This window comes from Pseudomonas fragi, assembly GCF_900105835.1.
GTDB classification, from domain to species: domain Bacteria; phylum Pseudomonadota; class Gammaproteobacteria; order Pseudomonadales; family Pseudomonadaceae; genus Aquipseudomonas; species Aquipseudomonas fragi.
This window is the reverse complement of record NZ_LT629783.1, coordinates 4,682,910-4,698,409: the sequence shown is the minus strand read 5'-3', so window position 1 is coordinate 4,698,409 and position 15,500 is coordinate 4,682,910. Positions and strand designations below refer to the sequence as shown.

At 56.1% G+C, this 15,500-nt stretch carries 18 protein-coding genes and 1 tRNA gene; 4 read left to right on the top strand and 15 right to left on the bottom strand.

Translation table 11 applies throughout. The features are described 5' to 3' along the window. Window positions 1-13: 13 nt before the first annotated feature. Complete coding sequence (locus tag BLU25_RS23495) at window positions 14-163, top strand: hypothetical protein (RefSeq protein WP_016779986.1); 150 nt, start codon at window positions 14-16, stop codon at window positions 161-163. Window positions 164-264: 101 nt separating this feature from the next. Here BLU25_RS23495 and moeB read toward each other — a convergent pair whose 3' ends face one another. The 6 genes from moeB to BLU25_RS21645 all read right to left on the bottom strand — a co-directional run bounded on the left by moeB (window position 265) and on the right by BLU25_RS21645 (window position 4,968). Next, window positions 265-1,476 (bottom strand): molybdopterin-synthase adenylyltransferase MoeB, encoded by a 1,212-nt coding sequence (moeB, locus tag BLU25_RS21670; RefSeq protein ID WP_016779985.1) that lies wholly within the window; start codon window positions 1,474-1,476, stop codon window positions 265-267. Between the two features lie 64 nt (window positions 1,477-1,540). After that, window positions 1,541-2,374: a hypothetical protein gene (locus BLU25_RS21665; protein WP_037000995.1), complete on the bottom strand. Its 834-nt coding sequence runs from the start codon at window positions 2,372-2,374 to the stop codon at window positions 1,541-1,543. Between the two features lie 4 nt (window positions 2,375-2,378). Further along, complete coding sequence (locus BLU25_RS21660) at window positions 2,379-2,654, bottom strand: MoaD/ThiS family protein (protein ID WP_016779983.1); 276 nt, start codon at window positions 2,652-2,654, stop codon at window positions 2,379-2,381. Between the two features lie 2 nt (window positions 2,655-2,656). Further along, on the bottom strand, window positions 2,657-3,832 hold the full coding sequence (locus BLU25_RS21655) for an acyl-CoA dehydrogenase family protein (protein WP_016779982.1): 1,176 nt from the start codon (window positions 3,830-3,832) through the stop codon (window positions 2,657-2,659). Between the two features lie 363 nt (window positions 3,833-4,195). Beyond that, complete coding sequence (locus BLU25_RS21650) at window positions 4,196-4,714, bottom strand: hypothetical protein (RefSeq protein WP_016779981.1); 519 nt, start codon at window positions 4,712-4,714, stop codon at window positions 4,196-4,198. A 164-nt stretch (window positions 4,715-4,878) separates the two neighbouring features. Further along, window positions 4,879-4,968: transfer RNA gene (locus tag BLU25_RS21645), tRNA-Ser, on the bottom strand. A gap of 307 nt (window positions 4,969-5,275) precedes the next feature. Here BLU25_RS21645 and BLU25_RS21640 point away from each other — a divergent pair. The 3 genes from BLU25_RS21640 (at window position 5,276) to BLU25_RS21630 (ending at window position 8,026) form a co-directional block, all read left to right on the top strand. Beyond that, a complete protein-coding gene (locus BLU25_RS21640) occupies window positions 5,276-5,965 on the top strand; it encodes a crotonase/enoyl-CoA hydratase family protein (protein WP_016779980.1) in 690 nt (229 codons plus the stop codon). Window positions 5,966-6,188: 223 nt separating this feature from the next. Then, on the top strand, window positions 6,189-6,971 hold the full coding sequence (locus BLU25_RS21635; protein WP_029611299.1) for a lysophospholipid acyltransferase family protein: 783 nt from the start codon (window positions 6,189-6,191) through the stop codon (window positions 6,969-6,971). Window positions 6,972-7,054: 83 nt separating this feature from the next. Next, window positions 7,055-8,026, top strand: coding sequence for a magnesium and cobalt transport protein CorA (locus BLU25_RS21630; protein ID WP_016779978.1), 972 nt, complete (start codon window positions 7,055-7,057; stop codon window positions 8,024-8,026). Between the two features lie 54 nt (window positions 8,027-8,080). Here the strand turns inward: BLU25_RS21630 and BLU25_RS21625 are convergent, their stop codons facing one another. The 9 genes from BLU25_RS21625 to BLU25_RS21585 all read right to left on the bottom strand — a co-directional run bounded on the left by BLU25_RS21625 (window position 8,081) and on the right by BLU25_RS21585 (window position 15,467). Beyond that, window positions 8,081-8,803, bottom strand: a complete 723-nt coding sequence (locus BLU25_RS21625; RefSeq protein WP_016779977.1) for an amidotransferase — start codon at window positions 8,801-8,803, stop codon at window positions 8,081-8,083. Between the two features lie 627 nt (window positions 8,804-9,430). Continuing rightward, a complete protein-coding gene (locus BLU25_RS21620) occupies window positions 9,431-9,772 on the bottom strand; it encodes a ribonuclease E inhibitor RraB (RefSeq protein ID WP_016779973.1) in 342 nt (113 codons plus the stop codon). A 265-nt stretch (window positions 9,773-10,037) separates the two neighbouring features. Beyond that, on the bottom strand, window positions 10,038-10,646 hold the full coding sequence (locus BLU25_RS21615) for an START domain-containing protein (protein ID WP_016779972.1): 609 nt from the start codon (window positions 10,644-10,646) through the stop codon (window positions 10,038-10,040). A 47-nt stretch (window positions 10,647-10,693) separates the two neighbouring features. Beyond that, the gene (locus tag BLU25_RS21610; RefSeq protein WP_016779971.1) at window positions 10,694-10,948 is read right to left on the bottom strand and encodes a YkgJ family cysteine cluster protein; all 255 of its coding nucleotides are present in this window, start codon (window positions 10,946-10,948) and stop codon (window positions 10,694-10,696) included. Between the two features lie 153 nt (window positions 10,949-11,101). After that, window positions 11,102-11,575 carry a hypothetical protein gene (locus tag BLU25_RS21605; protein WP_029611298.1) on the bottom strand — a complete coding sequence of 158 codons (474 nt, stop codon included), beginning with the start codon at window positions 11,573-11,575 and terminating at the stop codon, window positions 11,102-11,104. A 70-nt stretch (window positions 11,576-11,645) separates the two neighbouring features. After that, window positions 11,646-13,115 carry an aminotransferase-like domain-containing protein gene (locus BLU25_RS21600; RefSeq protein WP_016779969.1) on the bottom strand — a complete coding sequence of 490 codons (1,470 nt, stop codon included), beginning with the start codon at window positions 13,113-13,115 and terminating at the stop codon, window positions 11,646-11,648. A 364-nt stretch (window positions 13,116-13,479) separates the two neighbouring features. Beyond that, window positions 13,480-14,286 (bottom strand): OmpA family protein, encoded by an 807-nt coding sequence (locus tag BLU25_RS21595; protein WP_029611297.1) that lies wholly within the window; start codon window positions 14,284-14,286, stop codon window positions 13,480-13,482. After that, a complete protein-coding gene (locus tag BLU25_RS21590; RefSeq protein WP_016779967.1) occupies window positions 14,283-14,639 on the bottom strand; it encodes a DUF4398 domain-containing protein in 357 nt (118 codons plus the stop codon). Before BLU25_RS21590 ends, BLU25_RS21595 begins: the two co-directional genes overlap by 4 nt. A 9-nt stretch (window positions 14,640-14,648) precedes the next feature. Next, on the bottom strand, window positions 14,649-15,467 hold the full coding sequence (locus BLU25_RS21585) for a substrate-binding periplasmic protein (protein WP_016779966.1): 819 nt from the start codon (window positions 15,465-15,467) through the stop codon (window positions 14,649-14,651). Between the last annotated feature and the right edge of the window lie 33 nt (window positions 15,468-15,500).

The window sequence follows — 15,500 nt, the reverse complement described above, 5'->3', positions numbered from 1 at the left end:
GGCAGAACAAGCCATGCCCTATGTAAAGGGTTCTGAGGTCATCCGGATTGAAGAAGGCGAGGAGATTTATGCCGATACTGGCAAGACGCCATCATTCATCGAGGCAGAGCAAGCTGTTTCCAGGGATCTGGATATCAATGGCCCGCATTCCTCATCGCTCTGAAAACGACCCTGTGGGAGCAGGCTAGCTCACGATTGCCTCGAGACTGAATGCCAGAACATCCACTTCATCTGCATCGCAAACAAGCCTGACCCACAGGTTCTTTACACGCGAGCCTGATGGCTCATGGGACATTTGCAGAACACCAGTTCAGCCATTATCTGCGCATAGGTATCTGCGCCCAAAAACGCGCTCAAGCCGCCTTTCAAACTGAAAATCGGTGACCGGAGTGCTTGCTGCGCGAGGATTCTCGCCACCTTCTGGCTGCGCACACCCGACTGGCAGTAAAGCACGATTGGCCTGTCGCTCAGGCACTGTGCGACCCGCTCGCCCACCTGCTCCAACGGGACATGTTCGCCACCGATCGAAACCTGTTCGCGCTCATGCCCTTCACGCACATCAATCAGATGGATCGATGTCTCACTGATCAGCGCGGCAAAGTCTTCAATGCTCAGCATAAAGTCATCGGTGACACCTGGCGCGCTACAGACTTGCGCCATTTCTTCCAGCACTGGCTGGCGCAGCGGGTCCCTGAGAGGGTTATCGCCGACAGGCGAAAAAACGATCTCCCGGCTCGTGGCCTCAAGGGCGTCGTAGACCATCAGGCGGTTGACCAGCGGCCGCCCGATCCCGGTAATCAGTTTGATCACTTCATTGGCCTGAAAGCAGCCGATCATGCCAGGCAGCACCCCCAACACCCCGGCTTCCGCGCAGTTGGGCGCCAACGCAGCATCAGGCGGACCATCGTAGAGATCACGATAATTGGCGCCACGACGGCCTTGCTCATCCAGCGCGTTAAACACCGTGACGTGCCCCTCGAACTGCATGATGGCGCCATACACCAGCGGCTTGCCGCCATAGAAACAGGCATCGTTGATCAAGTACTTGGCGGTAAAGTTGTCAGTGCCATCGACAATGATGTCGTAATCAGCCACAAGCGCCTGGGCATTGTCGAGGTTGAAGCGCTCAATCCAGGTTTCGATCTCGATATAGGGATTGAGTTTTTGCAAACGCCGCTTGGCGACATCGACCTTGTTCTGACCTTTATCGGTGATGCGAAACAGCACCTGGCGGTGCACATTGGACACATTGATCTGGTCGGCATCGATAATTCCCAGCCGCCCCACCCCGGCAGCCGCCAGATAAAGCAGCGCCGGGCACCCCAGGCCGCCAGCACCAATCATTAAAACACTGGCATTTTTCAATGCCAGTTGACCTTTGATGCCGATCGCGGGGATCAGCAAATGACGGGAGTACATCCCCATCTCACCCGCGGTAAGTTGCTCATGCTCGATCGCATCACCCTCCCTGCTCATGGCGTTGCTCCCTTCACTTTTCTAGGATCGGATTGACGAGACAGATAAAAAACCTGAGTCGAATTTAAAACGCTTCAATCACGATCGCTGCCAATGTATTGGCGCGCGTCAGGTTGAAAACATGATGAGCGAAATACAGCTTGCCCTGCAGCCGATAAGCCTGCGTTTTAATACGGCCCTTTTCGAAAAGATAAAAAGGGCAACGCCACTCCATGTAAATATCATTCAGGGCCAGGCCCAGCGAACTGGAAAGTTCGTCAGGATCATCTTGCAAGGCATCAATTAATGACTCCCTGCTTTCCGCAGCCAGTGTGGGTAATTCAAAGAACACCCATTGATCGGCCACTTCACAACGATGCCGAAACAGGGTGAAGTCATATTCAAACTCGGCACCGAGCTGCCCATGCTCTTTCAAGCTATCCAGTTGCGCCAGCAAAGGCCGCTCAACCCGTGAAGGGTCAACTTCCTCGGGAAGAAACTTCTGCAGTAAAGCAGGCCGAATAACCCCAGGCGTTGCGGACAGTGCTTCATCACCATCCAGCTCCAGCAGTTTCCAGCGAACCTTGACCCTGGCAACCACAATGCCCTGGGCACGAACCAGGTGCAGCACTTGAAACACAGAGTTGCCCTGGCGCACCTTGAACTCATCGACCGACACCGAAAACTCATCGACCGAGAACATCTCAAAAGGTTCGACATATTCAACTTCGGCACCCACGGCCACCATGCTTTGGTGATGCTCTTTGATCATCCCCGGAAAGGACACTGACAGATAGGTACTACACCAGGACCACATCAAACTGTAACTCATCAACATCAGCGAGCGCGCATGAAACTGGAAAGGACCAAACAGCGTTGGCTCTATCGGATGCGTAACCTTTATTGTTCTGCTTTGCATAGCCTCACCCCCCGGCTATCGCAGTAAAAATATCAAGACAATCACCCTCACCGCCTGCACTTACTTTAACTGCTGCGTCAACTTTTTCGCCATTCAAAGAAATCAAATAGCCTTTTTTAACGCTGTGATTCTTATCAAAAATAATATCTTTCAATACCGGATAATTCACCACCAACGCGTGCAACGCATCGCCTACGGTCTGAATACCATCGCCCTCCAGTTTCAACTCTTTTTTATAGTTAACAAAACGTGCCAAATTGCCTGACAACTTGATCTTCATGTTCAACTCTCCTTTTTTGAAGAACGTCGGGACATCATGTCCAGGTCGTGCACCATCCGAATGCCCATATCAACCTTGAGCTTCTCCTGCGGATCAGCCCCTGCCACCAGCGCCGCAAAGTCGCGCTGCGCCCGACCGATACCGCTGCTTTCGGTATAGCCCCAGCTACCCGTCAGGTTCAGGGCTTTGAAGGCGATTTTGTTGACATCCTCCACCGCCTGATACTTGGCCATTGAAGCGGCTGCATCCCAGTACAGGTCAGACTCTTGCCTGACCTGACGCTCCAGTGAGTAATGGACCAAGGTGCGGGATGACTCAAGCGCCATATACATTTCACCAATACAGGCCTGCACATGCTGCATATCGATCAATTGCTGATCGTAGCGCACAGTGTTTTGCAAATACGCCACAGTGGTTTCAATCACGGCGCGGGCGCGCCCTAAAAACAAGGTGGTTTGCAATGAGCGCCTGCAATTAAGGAAATAACGCTGCGCAAAACTCAGACCGTCCGTGGCCAGCAACAAGCGGTGTTTATCCAGGCGCACATCTGTCAATGTTAAACAGGCAATCCCTGTAGAACGACAGCCATGCATCACGCTAGGTGTCACCACAACACCCGGATCGTCGGCGTGCACAAGAAAGACTTGCATATCAGCGGTATCACCATGAACAAACAGCAAAAAATAATTCGCTGTCTCACCGCCGGTGACGATCTTTTTCACGGCATTCACCGTATAGGCTTTTCCGTCCGCAGTGGGCACTGCACGGGAGACAAAAGAAAAAGCATCGGCATCTTCTGTATAAGCAAATGCACCACCTGTTTTACCCTCAATCAGGTGAACCAGGTATTCGTTATTTATATCTTCCCGCCCCACTGCAATCAGAAATGAAATAAATGACATCCTTACGGATATCAAAAAGGGAAACGATAAGTCCGTAGATAAATACCCGAGCTTTTCCAGCACACGGCCCCACTGAGCATAACCAACTTCCTGACCGCCCCACACGGCGGGCAAGTTGTATTTATACAACCCCAGTCGTGCAAACTTTTCTATCAGCGCATTGGAAATAGGAATAGAGAGACGATCACGTTCTTCGACGGTGCAATTAAGCTCCTTGTCGATCAGCGTGCCAAAAATAGCCTGAATATCACCCGCACCTTGCCAGTCAACACTCATCGTAGTTCCTTCTACGTCAAACAATTGGAAAGCAAGCGCGAAAGAAAACCGGTCCTAGAATCGTGTCGTGCTGCTTAGTGCGAGCAAATATTAGATCAGAACTAAAAACATGCAAGGCGCTTTAGCACAAATAAACCCGACTCGTTAAATATGACACCACTCATACTCTTCTAAGTTACCGATAACGCTCACTATTAAATATGAGACTGTTTGCATCATTACCCTGACCCGCTGGCGCGGCGATCACATATCCAGTCATTCGGGTTTATCGGGTGCCTTGCAGCAGCGAATTGTGCGACGACTGCGTCGGCGGACGCAGCCTCACGCCGCTTGTCAGCGACTACAGGTCCTTGCCTGCAACAATCAACGCGCCGTAGACGGCAACTTGTCCAAAGCACAGTCGTTCTTGAGCGTTGACGGTTCGAGCATCAGCAGAGGGGCTCCGGTGTCCTCGTTAAAGATTTTGACTTGGCAAGAATCGTAAGTCTCGGGGTTCTCGACAATACCTCCCTTAATGACATAACGGGCACCCGTGGCGAACACGCTGACAAACTCGATCTTGCATCTGCGGCCGGCATTAGCCGCGCCATCCACTACCAAATGGACGGGTTTTTCCGCTTCTACCGGGATGAAGCCTGCTGGCCAGGATGTCTTATCCCGCACGGCGAACAATTGTCGACCCGGTTTCACCGGCACTGTTCTGCCGTACTTGCAGCCCACAATCGGCGCCTCGGTCAGGGTCAGGTAGTTGCGATAATTGCTCAAGGCGTCCATTTCGCTGCGAATCTGCGCCTGGGGTACACCGGGAGGGGGCGTGTACTGCTGGACCTGGACGCAACCTGCAGTCAGCAACAACAGCACACCAAGGGGGAGCACTTTCATAAAAGTCTAAATCCATTTAGGTTCGAAGAAGAGCATTCAAGCAGAACACGGGCAGTTCAGCGGTCGTGCTCCCATATTGTTCCCATACCGCCCTTTTCCAGACGCCAGAAACCACAAACCCCCGACTTTCTCTAGGAAAATCAGGGGTTTGTGTTTACTTAATGTGGCGGTGAAGGAGAGATTCGAACTCTCGATACAATTTCTTGTATACACACTTTCCAGGCGTGCTCCTTAAGCCACTCGGACACTTCACCGTATCTCTTCAAACAAGTTCTGTCTGTCGAGGCGCGCTAATGTAGTCGAAAGCTTTCGATATGACAAATGTTTTTTTCAGAATTTTCATGTGCTTACGAAAATAGTCCTTTTGGGCGTAGGCCCCAGGGGGGTGTTTCTGCCAAATTCCGGCACCGCAACGTTGCTCGCTCCAGCGCAACCCCTGCTGCGCTGCCCTCTATATAGAAGGCGAAGGCCAATTGCATGACTCACCAGTCAGTCATGGCCCTTTACCTGCGCCACAGGGCTGGGTAACGTCTGACCCACTTCATAACAAGGATTTGCGCCATGAGTGACTTGATTGCCTACCACCTGGAAGACGGTATCGCCACGCTGACCTTAAGCAATGGCAAGGTCAATGCCATCTCCCCGGATGTGATCTCTGCGTTCAATGCCGCGCTGGACCAGGCCGAGCAGGATCGCGCGGTGGTCATTATTACCGGGCAACCGGGCATTCTCTCTGGTGGCTATGACTTGAAGGTGATGACCGCCAGCCCCGAGCAAGCCATTGAGCTGGTAAGGCAGGGCTCAACCCTGGCCCGGCGCATGCTTGCACACCCTTTCCCGGTGGTGATCGCCTGCTCCGGCCATGCGGTGGCCAAGGGTGCGTTCCTGTTGTTGTCGGTGGATTACCGCATCGGTGTGGAAGGCCCGTTCAGTATCGGTCTGAACGAGGTGCAGATCGGCATGACCATGCACCACGCCGGCATCGAGCTGGCCCGCGACCGTCTGCGCAAATCGGCATTCCATCGTTCAGTGATCAACGGCGAGATGTTCAACCCGCTCACCGCCGTAGATGCAGGCTTTCTCGACAAGGTGGTCAAGCCTGAAGAGCTGCACGCCGCAGCCCTGGAAGTGGCCCGCCAGTTGAAGAAGATCAATATGAAGGCTCACAGGAACACCAAGCTCAAAGTGCGCAAGGAGCTGCTGGAGACCCTGGACAAGGCCATCGAAGAAGATCAGCACCACCCGCTCTGACCCTCCTCCCTCCGCAAACCCGGTTCCGACCGCAACCTGCGGTCGGGATTGTGCCTGCGCAACACCCCCCACCTGACATTCTTGAACACCTCTGGCCCGCTTCTTACAGCGCTTGCTGAAACAAATGCTAAAACTTCAGCTATCTCCTACTTGTATCGGGGTAATTGCTGAAGACAGTGCACATCCGTACACTGCGCCGACTTTTGTTTTGGCGAGCCTGTAAATGCTACTTTCGATGCGTATGTTGTTGATGTTTTTGCATTTTATGCTCGCAGGCGTACTGGGTGTCTTACTGGGCATGTGCCGCCCCTTCAATCCGGACAACAGCCGCCTGTGCGCGCGCCTGTATGCCTGGCCATCGCGCTGGATCCTGGGCTACCGGCTCAAAGCCGAAGTCGGACCACTGATGGACAAGCCGCAAAGCTGTGTGGTGATTGCCAATCATCAGTCCAACTACGACCTGTTTGTATTCGGCAACGTAGTGCCGCGCCGCACGGTGTGCATCGGCAAAAAAAGCCTCAAGTGGGTGCCTTTGTTCGGCCAGCTGTTCTGGTTGGCGGGTAATGTGCTGATCGATCGCGGCAATGCCCAGAAAGTACGCAAGTCGATGTTGACGACAACGCGCACCCTGCAAGAGAAGGACACATCGATCTGGGTGTTCCCGGAGGGCACGCGCAACCTGGGCAAAACCCTGCTGCCCTTCAAGAAAGGGGCATTTCAGATGGCAATCACTGCCGGGGTGCCGATTGTGCCGGTGTGTGTCAGCACTTATAGCCGGCATCTGCAGCTCAACCGCTGGCACAGTGCCGATATCCTGATCCGCTCGTTACCGGCCATCCCGACCGCCGGCCTGACCCTGGATGACATCCCGCACCTGATGGAGCTGTGCCATACGCAGATGCGCGAATGCATCGAGTCTATGGATCGCGAGCTGCTGAGCCCGCAAAACCGTCACTTGCCGCCCCTGGCCAAGGGCAATTCGACAGTGTCCAACCCGAACCTCTGAGCCTTTGGCGACTCAAAGTGGTCAATAGCGCGCTAAGCTGCATCTTCGTGCCATAACCCTTTGAAGAAGAAGCGATTAGAACTATGGGGAGAGTTGTTGCTGCTGCGGTTTACAACGCAGGCAAGAAGGTCACCAATATCACGCTGGACGAAGGTATTGAGTGGGCGAAAAAGCCCGGTCACTTCGTCTGGATCGGTCTGGAGCAACCTGACGCGCAAGAGCTGGCCAACTTGCAACGCCAGTTCAACCTGCATGAACTGGCCATCGAGGACGCCCTTGAGCAGCACAGCCGGCCCAAGCTCGAAACCTTCGGCGATGCGCTGTTTATCGTGATCTATTCGCCGATTCGCCATGAAGGCAAATTGGAGTTTGTCGAAACCCATATCTTTGCCGGCAACGGCTACATCATCACCAGCCGCAACGGCCATTCGGCCTCGTACAAGGCCGTGCGCCAGCGTTGCGAAGCTCGCCCGCTGCTGCTGGAGCATGGCGAAGACTTTGTGCTGTATGCCCTGCTCGACTTCGTCACCGAGAGCTATCAGCCGGTCAGCGAGGCCATCCACGCCGAAATCGAACAGCTCGAGCAAAGCATCATGGGCAACGCCCTGAATGAGGCCGACATTGTCCACCTGCATGGCCTGCGCCGCGATGTACTGCGCCTGCGCCGTTATGTGGCGCCGATGGTCGAGATCAGCGAAGAACTGCAGCGCCTGACCTTTCCCTTTATCGACAAAAACATGCGCCCGTACTTTCGCGATGTGCAGATTCACGTCACCCGGCAGATGGAAGACCTCACCAACCTGCGCGATGCCGCGACCCAGACCATTGAGATCGTGGTGTTGCTGGAATCTTCACGCCAGAGCAACGTGCAGCGCAAATTCGCCGCCTGGGCCGCCATCCTCGCCTTCCCCACTGCCGTGGCGGGTATTTACGGGATGAACTTCCAGAACATGCCGGAATTGACCTGGCATTACGGCTATTTCGGCGTGCTGGGGTTTATTGCGCTGGGCGTGACCGGCCTGTGGACCAGCTTCAAGCGCTCTGGCTGGCTATAACGCCCCACCCTGTGGGAGCGGGCTTGCTCGCTCCCACAGGTATCGAGCCGGATATCAGGCGGTCTGCGGCTTGTGCGAAACGAAGCGCATCATCCACTCGGCAACGGTGCGACCATGATGGTCCTGGCCCAGGCTGGCAACACCGGTGCTGTAGACCTGCTCGCCCAGGTGCTCCTGGCGCAGGTCGAGCAAGGCCCGCGAATAATCGTGGATAAACTCGGGGTGCCCCTGGAAGCACAGCACCTGATCATTGATATGGTAGGCGGCATACGGGCAGAAATCGCTGGAGGCAATGACCGTGGCGTTCTGCGGCAGGGCTGTGACCTGATCCTGATGACTGATCAGCAGGGTCAGGTCCTCGACCACCGGGCTCATCCACGGCGCCCTGGCCGCCAGTTTGTACTGATGGGTGCCCACTCCCCAACCCTGGGTAGCGCGCTCGCTCTTGCCACCGAGCAGCAGCGCCAGCAATTGATGGCCAAAGCACACACCTAGCAACTTGTCGCCGCGCTCGTAGCGGCTCAGCAAGTAGGCTTTGAGGGTTTCAATCCACGGATCGGTGCCAAATGAATCCGCCTTGCTGCCGGTAACCAGGTAAGCATCAAAAACCTGGTCATCAGACGGGTACTCGCCTTGCATCACGTTAAAAACACTGAACTGTGCCGCAATAGGCTGCGTGGAGAACAGGCGCACGAACATTTGCCCGTAACCCTGATATTGGTCAACAAACTCTGGACGCAAAATGTCGGTTTCCAGAATGCAGATGCGTAGCGACATAAAAGTACCTGGCACGATAAAGGCGAAAGTAATGATGACTGCTCGCCAGAGCCTGCCTTGAAAGGGTATTTCATGGCAAGCACTGAAGCGGGTGATTACCCTCCAGCCCCCGAAAACCGTGGGCTTTTGTAGGACAAAACAAACAGGAACTGGACGCACTGACGAACGGTAGGTGGCTAAGAATATGCCCTCCCCACAAGTCCGTTGCGTCTAGCTGCGGGGCGGCAGGTCAGGCGCAATAAACCTAATAGCGTTTTAGAAACTTACTGCACTTGAATGATGTGAAAGGGTTCTAAGCCATGTCTTATGAGGGCTCTACTGTTAAGCCTGTCGCCGGGGCCGCTTTCTTTCCAAGGCATGGTGCCCTTGGCGCAGGCATTGTCGTTCGGAAAAAACAAAAAAAGGCAGATAGCCATGTTCAAACATACGAAAGTACGTCAAGCCGGTCTTATCCTCTTTGCTACCACCTTGCTGCTGATCTTGCCGAACCTGACCAAGGTTATCGGTTAAAGACACGCCACTGCGCCGAAGACGTGCAGCCCCTGCGCGTCTTCGCGGGCCTGGGTACCCGGCGCAAAAAGCAGAACGGCCAGCCCTGAGGCCAGCCGCTTATCCATCAAACGCCGTTCAATTGAGCAGGCCACGCACCTCCTGCTTGACGCCCCAGCCTTCGATAATCCCGCCCAGCGGCACCACGACAGCTTCAAAGTCCTGCTCGAAATCACCGATACCACCATAGGTGGCATACATCACCTTGCTCAATTCCAGATGCCAGGCCCCGTCATCACGCACATTGATCTGCGCATTGAGGGATTCACCGCAAAATTTTTGTGCAGCCCTGCGCGCCCGCTCCTCGTCCGGGAAGATTGCGTAAAACTCGATGGGATGGATGCGTGAAAAATCAAAACCGCCTTCTTTCATGCGGCGCAGCACATAGCTGCTGAGGTCTTCTTGATGGGCTGTGCTCATGAAACGTCCTCCTCGCAATGGATAGACATTCAGCGCTTCCCTCTGGCCGCATTCGGGCCGTGACAGGGGAAGAAATAAGCATGTAGCGAACAAGATCAGAGCCAGTCGATTACTTCGCTGGTCTGGATCCAGAGTAGACCCGGGGAGCGGCCTCTGCCAAGGGGGCAAGCCATGAATTTCAACAGTTTTTTACCCCACTCCGGGGAAACCTCGCCCGGTACCCGGACAGATGCGCTGTCCAGGACCCGGCTTGCACTGCTGCGGGTTACGGCTTTTCAGCGCGTTCTTTCAGCCCCTTGAGGGTATTGAACGGAGCATCGACCACAAACTTGTTGGCCAGCCACGAAGGCACGCTGCCGCCCGGCTCGGTGTGCACCTGGTAAGTCACTTCGGTCAGGTTGTCGCCTTTGGGCACCAGTTTCCAGAAGCCGTTGACCTGGGCAACCCGTACAAAGCCCTTTTCTTCCGGGATGTAGGTCGGCATGCCCTTGAGCGTGCGGGTCAGACTGCCATCGGCACCCTGGGCCGTGGTCACCTGCAGCACCGAATCACGCGGGGTGACCGGCCACGGGGTCTTGAACTGGGTGTAAGTCCAGCTCTGGTCGCCTTCATGCTTGAGCAATTTTTGCGACTGACACTCATGGATCCAGGCGCAAGCGCTGGCCACGTCTTCCTGCAGCTTGCTGATTTTGGCCAGTGGCGCCTTGATGGTGGTCACGCCCTGGTACGCCTTGTACTGGGAACCGGCGACCTCACTCAGCGACACCTTGATGCCGTCCTGATCCTTGGCAACCTTCCAGTCTTCAGCCTGGGCCACACCCACCAGCAGCGCGCTCAAACCACATACCAATGCCACTCTATGCAACGAACCCATTGTCTTGTTCCTTATTGTTGAAGGTTTGTTCACTGGACACCAACACACTACGCCGCAGTCACCTGCTCCCACCAGCCGATCAGGTTGATGGCTTCTTCCCGATTGCTGCCGCACACCTCGATATCGGCCTTGAAATCACCGCACACCGCAGGGCGTTGCGGCTGGCCGAACAAACCACACAGGTAGTCGACAGACAGATGCAGGCAGCGTTCCCCGGCCGGCTTGCCATTGGGCATGCCGGGCAGCGGTGTACTGATGGAAGGGGCTATGCAGCAAGCGCCACAGCCTTCACGGCAATTCATGACGTCAGCTCCTCGTTCGGGGCAAAGTGTGTAGATGACAAGGGATAGTACTCGCTGGAACAGGTGTTTGAAATTGACCGTTCAGCAGAATGTGCCGATAACTGACGGTGACTGATTAGTCAGTTTAGAAGTCTGTTTTTCAACGTTCGGCACTTATTGCTTGAACTCGAAATCCAGCGCCGCACCTTCGATTTCATTGCGCCGATATTCATTGCGCAATTGCAGGTCCATTTCATTGCTGAGCAAACGCCCATTGAGTTGAAACGGACTTTCTTCGACCGACTTTTCGCCAAACATATTGGGCAACAGCGGTTTGTGGGCAGGCATGGGGACCGTACCCAGGGGGCGCAATTGCCTGACCATCTCGGGCGGCAGGTGCAGGTCCAGCTTGGCAGAAGGCAAACGCTTTTTGGCGATGTCATGGGCCGACCTGGATTTGGAGGCAATCGGCTCACGCTTTTTGACGGGCGCTTTTTTCTCGCTGGCGGCAGGTTGGGCCGCTGAATGGACAGATGGCGTCTGCGCAGAAGTGGATGCAGGTTGCACCGGGTCTGCTGTTGCAACGACTGCATTGAGCGCACCCAAAACACCCATCAACACAAGACTTGCACAATATGTCGCTTTCATAACTCCACAGCTTTAACGGTTCAGGTGCGTATGCTCGCGCTTTACGCACAGGGGAACAAGGTAATTATAGTCAAAATGCCATCCCGGCTGTTGCCGAGCCGCCATACAGACCTGCCGCTTCCTGGCATAGCTGCTTGGCAAGCATGCCAAGTGTCATCAGGGCCCGTTCGGCTTCCCGATTCCAGGGCGTGCCGCAGTTTAGCCGGATGCAATGATTGAACTGCTCGGTATTACTGAAAATCAGCCCCGGCGCGATACTGATGCCCTGCTGCAGCGCCCGCACATGCAGCTCCTGGGTATTGACCCGGCCCGGCAAACTGACCCACAGGATAAAACCGCCGCTGGGGCGTGACATCTGTGTGCCTTCCGGGAAATGCTGCTGTACGGCCAACTGGAATGCACTGAGGTTTTTTCTGTATTCCTGGCGGATGTAACGTAAATGGCGGTCGTAACCACCATTTTCAAGGTAAGCCGCCACGCCCATTTGGGTCACGCTGCACGCCGAATGGGTGGTAAAGGTTTGCAGACGCTGGATTTCCTGCTGAAATTTACCCGCAATCATCCAGCCGATACGCACACCGGGTGACAGGGTTTTGGAAAAGCTCGAACAGTAGATCACCCGATCCAGGCGGTCATAGGCTTTCAGGGCCTTGGTGCGCCCGACCTCGAACATCAATTCGCCGTAGATGTCATCTTCGACGATCTGGATATCAAAGTCTGAAGCCAGGCGCAGCAGTTGCTTTTGCCGCTCTTCAGGCATGGTCCCGCCCAGCGGGTTGCTCAGGCGCGTGGTCAGCACCAGGGCCTTGATCGACCATTGGTTGGCGGCCAGCTGCAGGGCCTCAAGGCTCATGCCGGTGGCCGGGTCGCTGGGGATTTCAATGACTTTCAAACCCAGCAGATCGGCCAGTTGCAACAAGCCGTAGTAAGTCGGCGACTCTGCCGCAATCAGGTCACCGGGGCGGGTCAGCACCCGTAATGACATTTGCAGGGCATCGACACAGCCGTGGGTGATGATGACCTCGGACGGATCAACCACCACCCCGGCGTCGCGCATGCGGATGGCCACCTGTCGGCGCAGGGGTTCGAAGCCGGGGCTGAACATATAGCTGAACGCCCGCGGGCTGTGAAAGCGCGTGACCTTGGCCAATTGCTGGTGCAGCGCCCGCACAGGCAGGTAATCGACACTGGGCACTGCCGCGCCCAGCGGGAATACGCCTTCGCGGCGGGACTCGACCAAAACTTGCTGGATTATGCTGCTGCGGGTGACCAGCCCCGGGCGCTCGACACGGGCAATATCCGGAGTGGGCGCGGTGAGGGCCGGGGTCTGGTGAACGTAGTAGCCGGACTGTGGCCGCGCCCGGATCAGCCCCTGGTCTTCAAGATTGGCGTAGGCCTGCAACACCGTGGCATGGCTGACGTTGAGCTGCGAGCTCATCTTGCGCACCGAAGGCACGCGCTCGCCGGGCTGATAAACGCCACGCCGGATATCTTCAGCCAGCTGCTGAGCGATACGTTGGTAAAGCAAAAGGTTGGTCATGGCGCCGCACTCGATGTTCAGGCTTTATTTTTGTGGGAACAATACCGGAACAGTTTAGAAGTGTACGGGCACAGTTGTCACTTATCTCAGCCGTACAGCCCGAGTGCGGGGCAAACTGTATGGGTGCGGACGGAACTTCCCCTGCAGCTGCCGAAGGGACGAGACTGCTGCTACACGCTGGGGAAAAGTGATGGCTGAAAGCCCCTCACCCCAACCCTCTCCCGGAGGGAGAGGGGGTTGATCTGTGGAGATTTTGAGGCCGCGTGCGGTCAGTCCCCTCTCCCTCCGGGAGAGGGCTAGGGTGAGGGGCTTTTGGTTGGGCTTGACCTGCAACAGAGTATCTACAGGGTTTCGGGTAAAACGTTTACCGCGCAGCGCCCAACTGGCCTTTTTCGTCAGAAAAGACGATTTCAACACGACGGTTCTGGGCCCGCCCGCGTTCACTTGCGTTTACATCCACCGGGTACTGGTCGCCATAACCTTCCACCTGGATGCGTTTTTCATCGATTCCCAGATCAATCAGCACATCCGCCACGGCCTGGGCACGGGCCAGGGACAACTTGAGGTTATCCTCCGTGCCGCCGGTGCTGTCGGTGTAACCCTCGATTCGCACTATGCGCTTGGGATTGAGTTGCAGAAACTGCACCAGCTTGAGCACCGTGCGGTTGGCCGAATTCTTCAAGTCGGCTTCGCCGGTATCAAACAGCACGTCGCCCAGGGTCATGACCAGGCCTCGATCGGTCTGGGTCGTGGCCAGGCTGATGATTTGCTCTTCCAACCATTGGCCCTGCTGCTGAACACTCAACAGCTTGGCTTCGCGTAAGGCCAGTTGCAGGCGCTGACGCTCCAGTTCGAGCTTGGCAGCACGTTCTTCATTCAGCACTTGCTGGGTATGCTCACGGGCGATTTCGCTGTAGCGCTGACTCAAGTAAGCGTAATGCGCTACATCTTCGCCGCTGCCCCAGTAGCTGGACAACCGGTCGGCTCGCGCCAGGGACTCACCGGAACGGATCACATCCTTGGGAGCGATGCGCAGCACATTGGTATCTTCCTTGACGGCCTGGAAGTCCGTGCTGGCCTGCTGCAAGGCTTGTTCGCTGTTGTGATGACCGGCGCAACCGCTCAGGCCGACCACCAGCGCACCCATGCAAGCTAAGGGTTTGAGGCTCATTGCGCCTCCGCCAGTTGTTTGCGCAAGCGCGCGATACGGGTATTGAGCACGTTCAATTGTTCCTGGCTTTTTTGCGTCAGCACACGCGCTTCGGCCAACCGGGCGTCAAGCTCGGCCTGCTCGGCGTGCATGCGGGCGTCTTTGTAGGATTCATCAGCCATATCGGCCAGCGCTTGGGCCAGCTTGTCTTCGGCTTGTTTTAGCTCAGCCAGATCATCGGCCTTGGCACCCACCGCCCTGGCTTGTTCCAGGGCCTGTTCGGTCAAACGCAATTGTTCATTCGGCGCAGGATCGGCTGCACAACCCGCCAGAGCCACAACGGCCAGGGCAGCGAAAAGAGGTCGAATTGTCACTAGGGATTCCTACTGTTTTGGGGCGCTGAGCGGTTGTTGCAGCTGGGTTTTCCACCGCTCCAGGTTGCGTTGCACTACCGCCTCGGTCAGGCCGGAGGCGGGCAATTCTGTCATCTTTTTGGCGAGCTGTCCGCGCAACCACGGCTCATTGCAGGCCGAGTCGTGGGAAACCGCCAAAAACAGCCCTGGCTGATCGACCGGTTGCGGGTGCGCCAGCAAGTCGTCGGCAATACCCAGGGTCTGTGCTGTAGCCATACCGGCGTAGCGCCCGGCCAATACGTATTCGGCCTGCCCCAGCAGCAGCTTCTGAAAAGCCTGGGTCAACCCGGGCTGGAGCTCGAGTGTCAGTTGATGCTGGGCAAACTCGTTGAAGGTCTCGCTTAAACGGGCCTTTTGCGAGACAGCCCCCTTGTGCCCATGCAAATCTGCGGGCGTTTCGTAGATCAGGGGCGAGTCCTTGCGCGTCCACACCAGGTAATCGTTGCGTACCAGCGGCGGGTGGATGTAATCAAAAGACGAAAGCCCGGCTACCGTCAGCGGCGCATCGAGCAGCATGTCCATGCGTCCGGTGCGCACTTCGTCCTGGGCCTGGGCGCGCTTGCCGCCATACAGCACTTCAACCTTGATCCCCAGCTCCTGCCCCGCCTGCTGGATCAGGTCGGCGCTGGCACCGATCAAATGCGCCGGGTCGGCCGGGTCGCGCCACAGGTAAGGCGGCGCATCGGGGCTGCCGGTGACAATCAGGCGTTCGCACTTGCCCGCCGCCTCGGCCAGCAATGGCAACAATGCCAGCCCCGCCAGCAGCCTGCTGATCTGACGCATATCCATACCCCTCACGCTCCCTCCACAATTGACAGGCAT

What these genes read in the sequence shown, in the direction of transcription:
- BLU25_RS21655 (WP_016779982.1), bottom strand. Translation starts at nt 3,832, where the DNA reads ATGAGTGTTGACTGGCAAGGTGCGGGTGATATTCAGGCTATTTTTGGC.
- BLU25_RS21595 (WP_029611297.1), bottom strand. Translation starts at nt 14,286, where the DNA reads ATGAGCCTCAAACCCTTAGCTTGCATGGGTGCGCTGGTGGTCGGCCTG.
- BLU25_RS21640 (WP_016779980.1), top strand. Translation starts at nt 5,276, where the DNA reads ATGAGTGACTTGATTGCCTACCACCTGGAAGACGGTATCGCCACGCTG.
- BLU25_RS21615 (WP_016779972.1), bottom strand. Translation starts at nt 10,646, where the DNA reads ATGGGTTCGTTGCATAGAGTGGCATTGGTATGTGGTTTGAGCGCGCTG.
- BLU25_RS21650 (WP_016779981.1), bottom strand. Translation starts at nt 4,714, where the DNA reads ATGAAAGTGCTCCCCCTTGGTGTGCTGTTGTTGCTGACTGCAGGTTGC.
- BLU25_RS21660 (WP_016779983.1), bottom strand. Translation starts at nt 2,654, where the DNA reads ATGAAGATCAAGTTGTCAGGCAATTTGGCACGTTTTGTTAACTATAAA.
- BLU25_RS21625 (WP_016779977.1), bottom strand. Translation starts at nt 8,803, where the DNA reads ATGTCGCTACGCATCTGCATTCTGGAAACCGACATTTTGCGTCCAGAG.
- BLU25_RS21620 (WP_016779973.1), bottom strand. Translation starts at nt 9,772, where the DNA reads ATGAGCACAGCCCATCAAGAAGACCTCAGCAGCTATGTGCTGCGCCGC.
- BLU25_RS21585 (WP_016779966.1), bottom strand. Translation starts at nt 15,467, where the DNA reads ATGGATATGCGTCAGATCAGCAGGCTGCTGGCGGGGCTGGCATTGTTG.
- BLU25_RS21610 (WP_016779971.1), bottom strand. Translation starts at nt 10,948, where the DNA reads ATGAATTGCCGTGAAGGCTGTGGCGCTTGCTGCATAGCCCCTTCCATC.
- BLU25_RS21630 (WP_016779978.1), top strand. Translation starts at nt 7,055, where the DNA reads ATGGGGAGAGTTGTTGCTGCTGCGGTTTACAACGCAGGCAAGAAGGTC.
- BLU25_RS21635 (WP_029611299.1), top strand. Translation starts at nt 6,189, where the DNA reads ATGCTACTTTCGATGCGTATGTTGTTGATGTTTTTGCATTTTATGCTC.
- moeB (WP_016779985.1), bottom strand. Translation starts at nt 1,476, where the DNA reads ATGAGCAGGGAGGGTGATGCGATCGAGCATGAGCAACTTACCGCGGGT.
- BLU25_RS21665 (WP_037000995.1), bottom strand. Translation starts at nt 2,374, where the DNA reads ATGCAAAGCAGAACAATAAAGGTTACGCATCCGATAGAGCCAACGCTG.
- BLU25_RS21605 (WP_029611298.1), bottom strand. Translation starts at nt 11,575, where the DNA reads ATGAAAGCGACATATTGTGCAAGTCTTGTGTTGATGGGTGTTTTGGGT.
- BLU25_RS21600 (WP_016779969.1), bottom strand. Translation starts at nt 13,115, where the DNA reads ATGACCAACCTTTTGCTTTACCAACGTATCGCTCAGCAGCTGGCTGAA.
- BLU25_RS23495 (WP_016779986.1), top strand. Translation starts at nt 14, where the DNA reads ATGCCCTATGTAAAGGGTTCTGAGGTCATCCGGATTGAAGAAGGCGAG.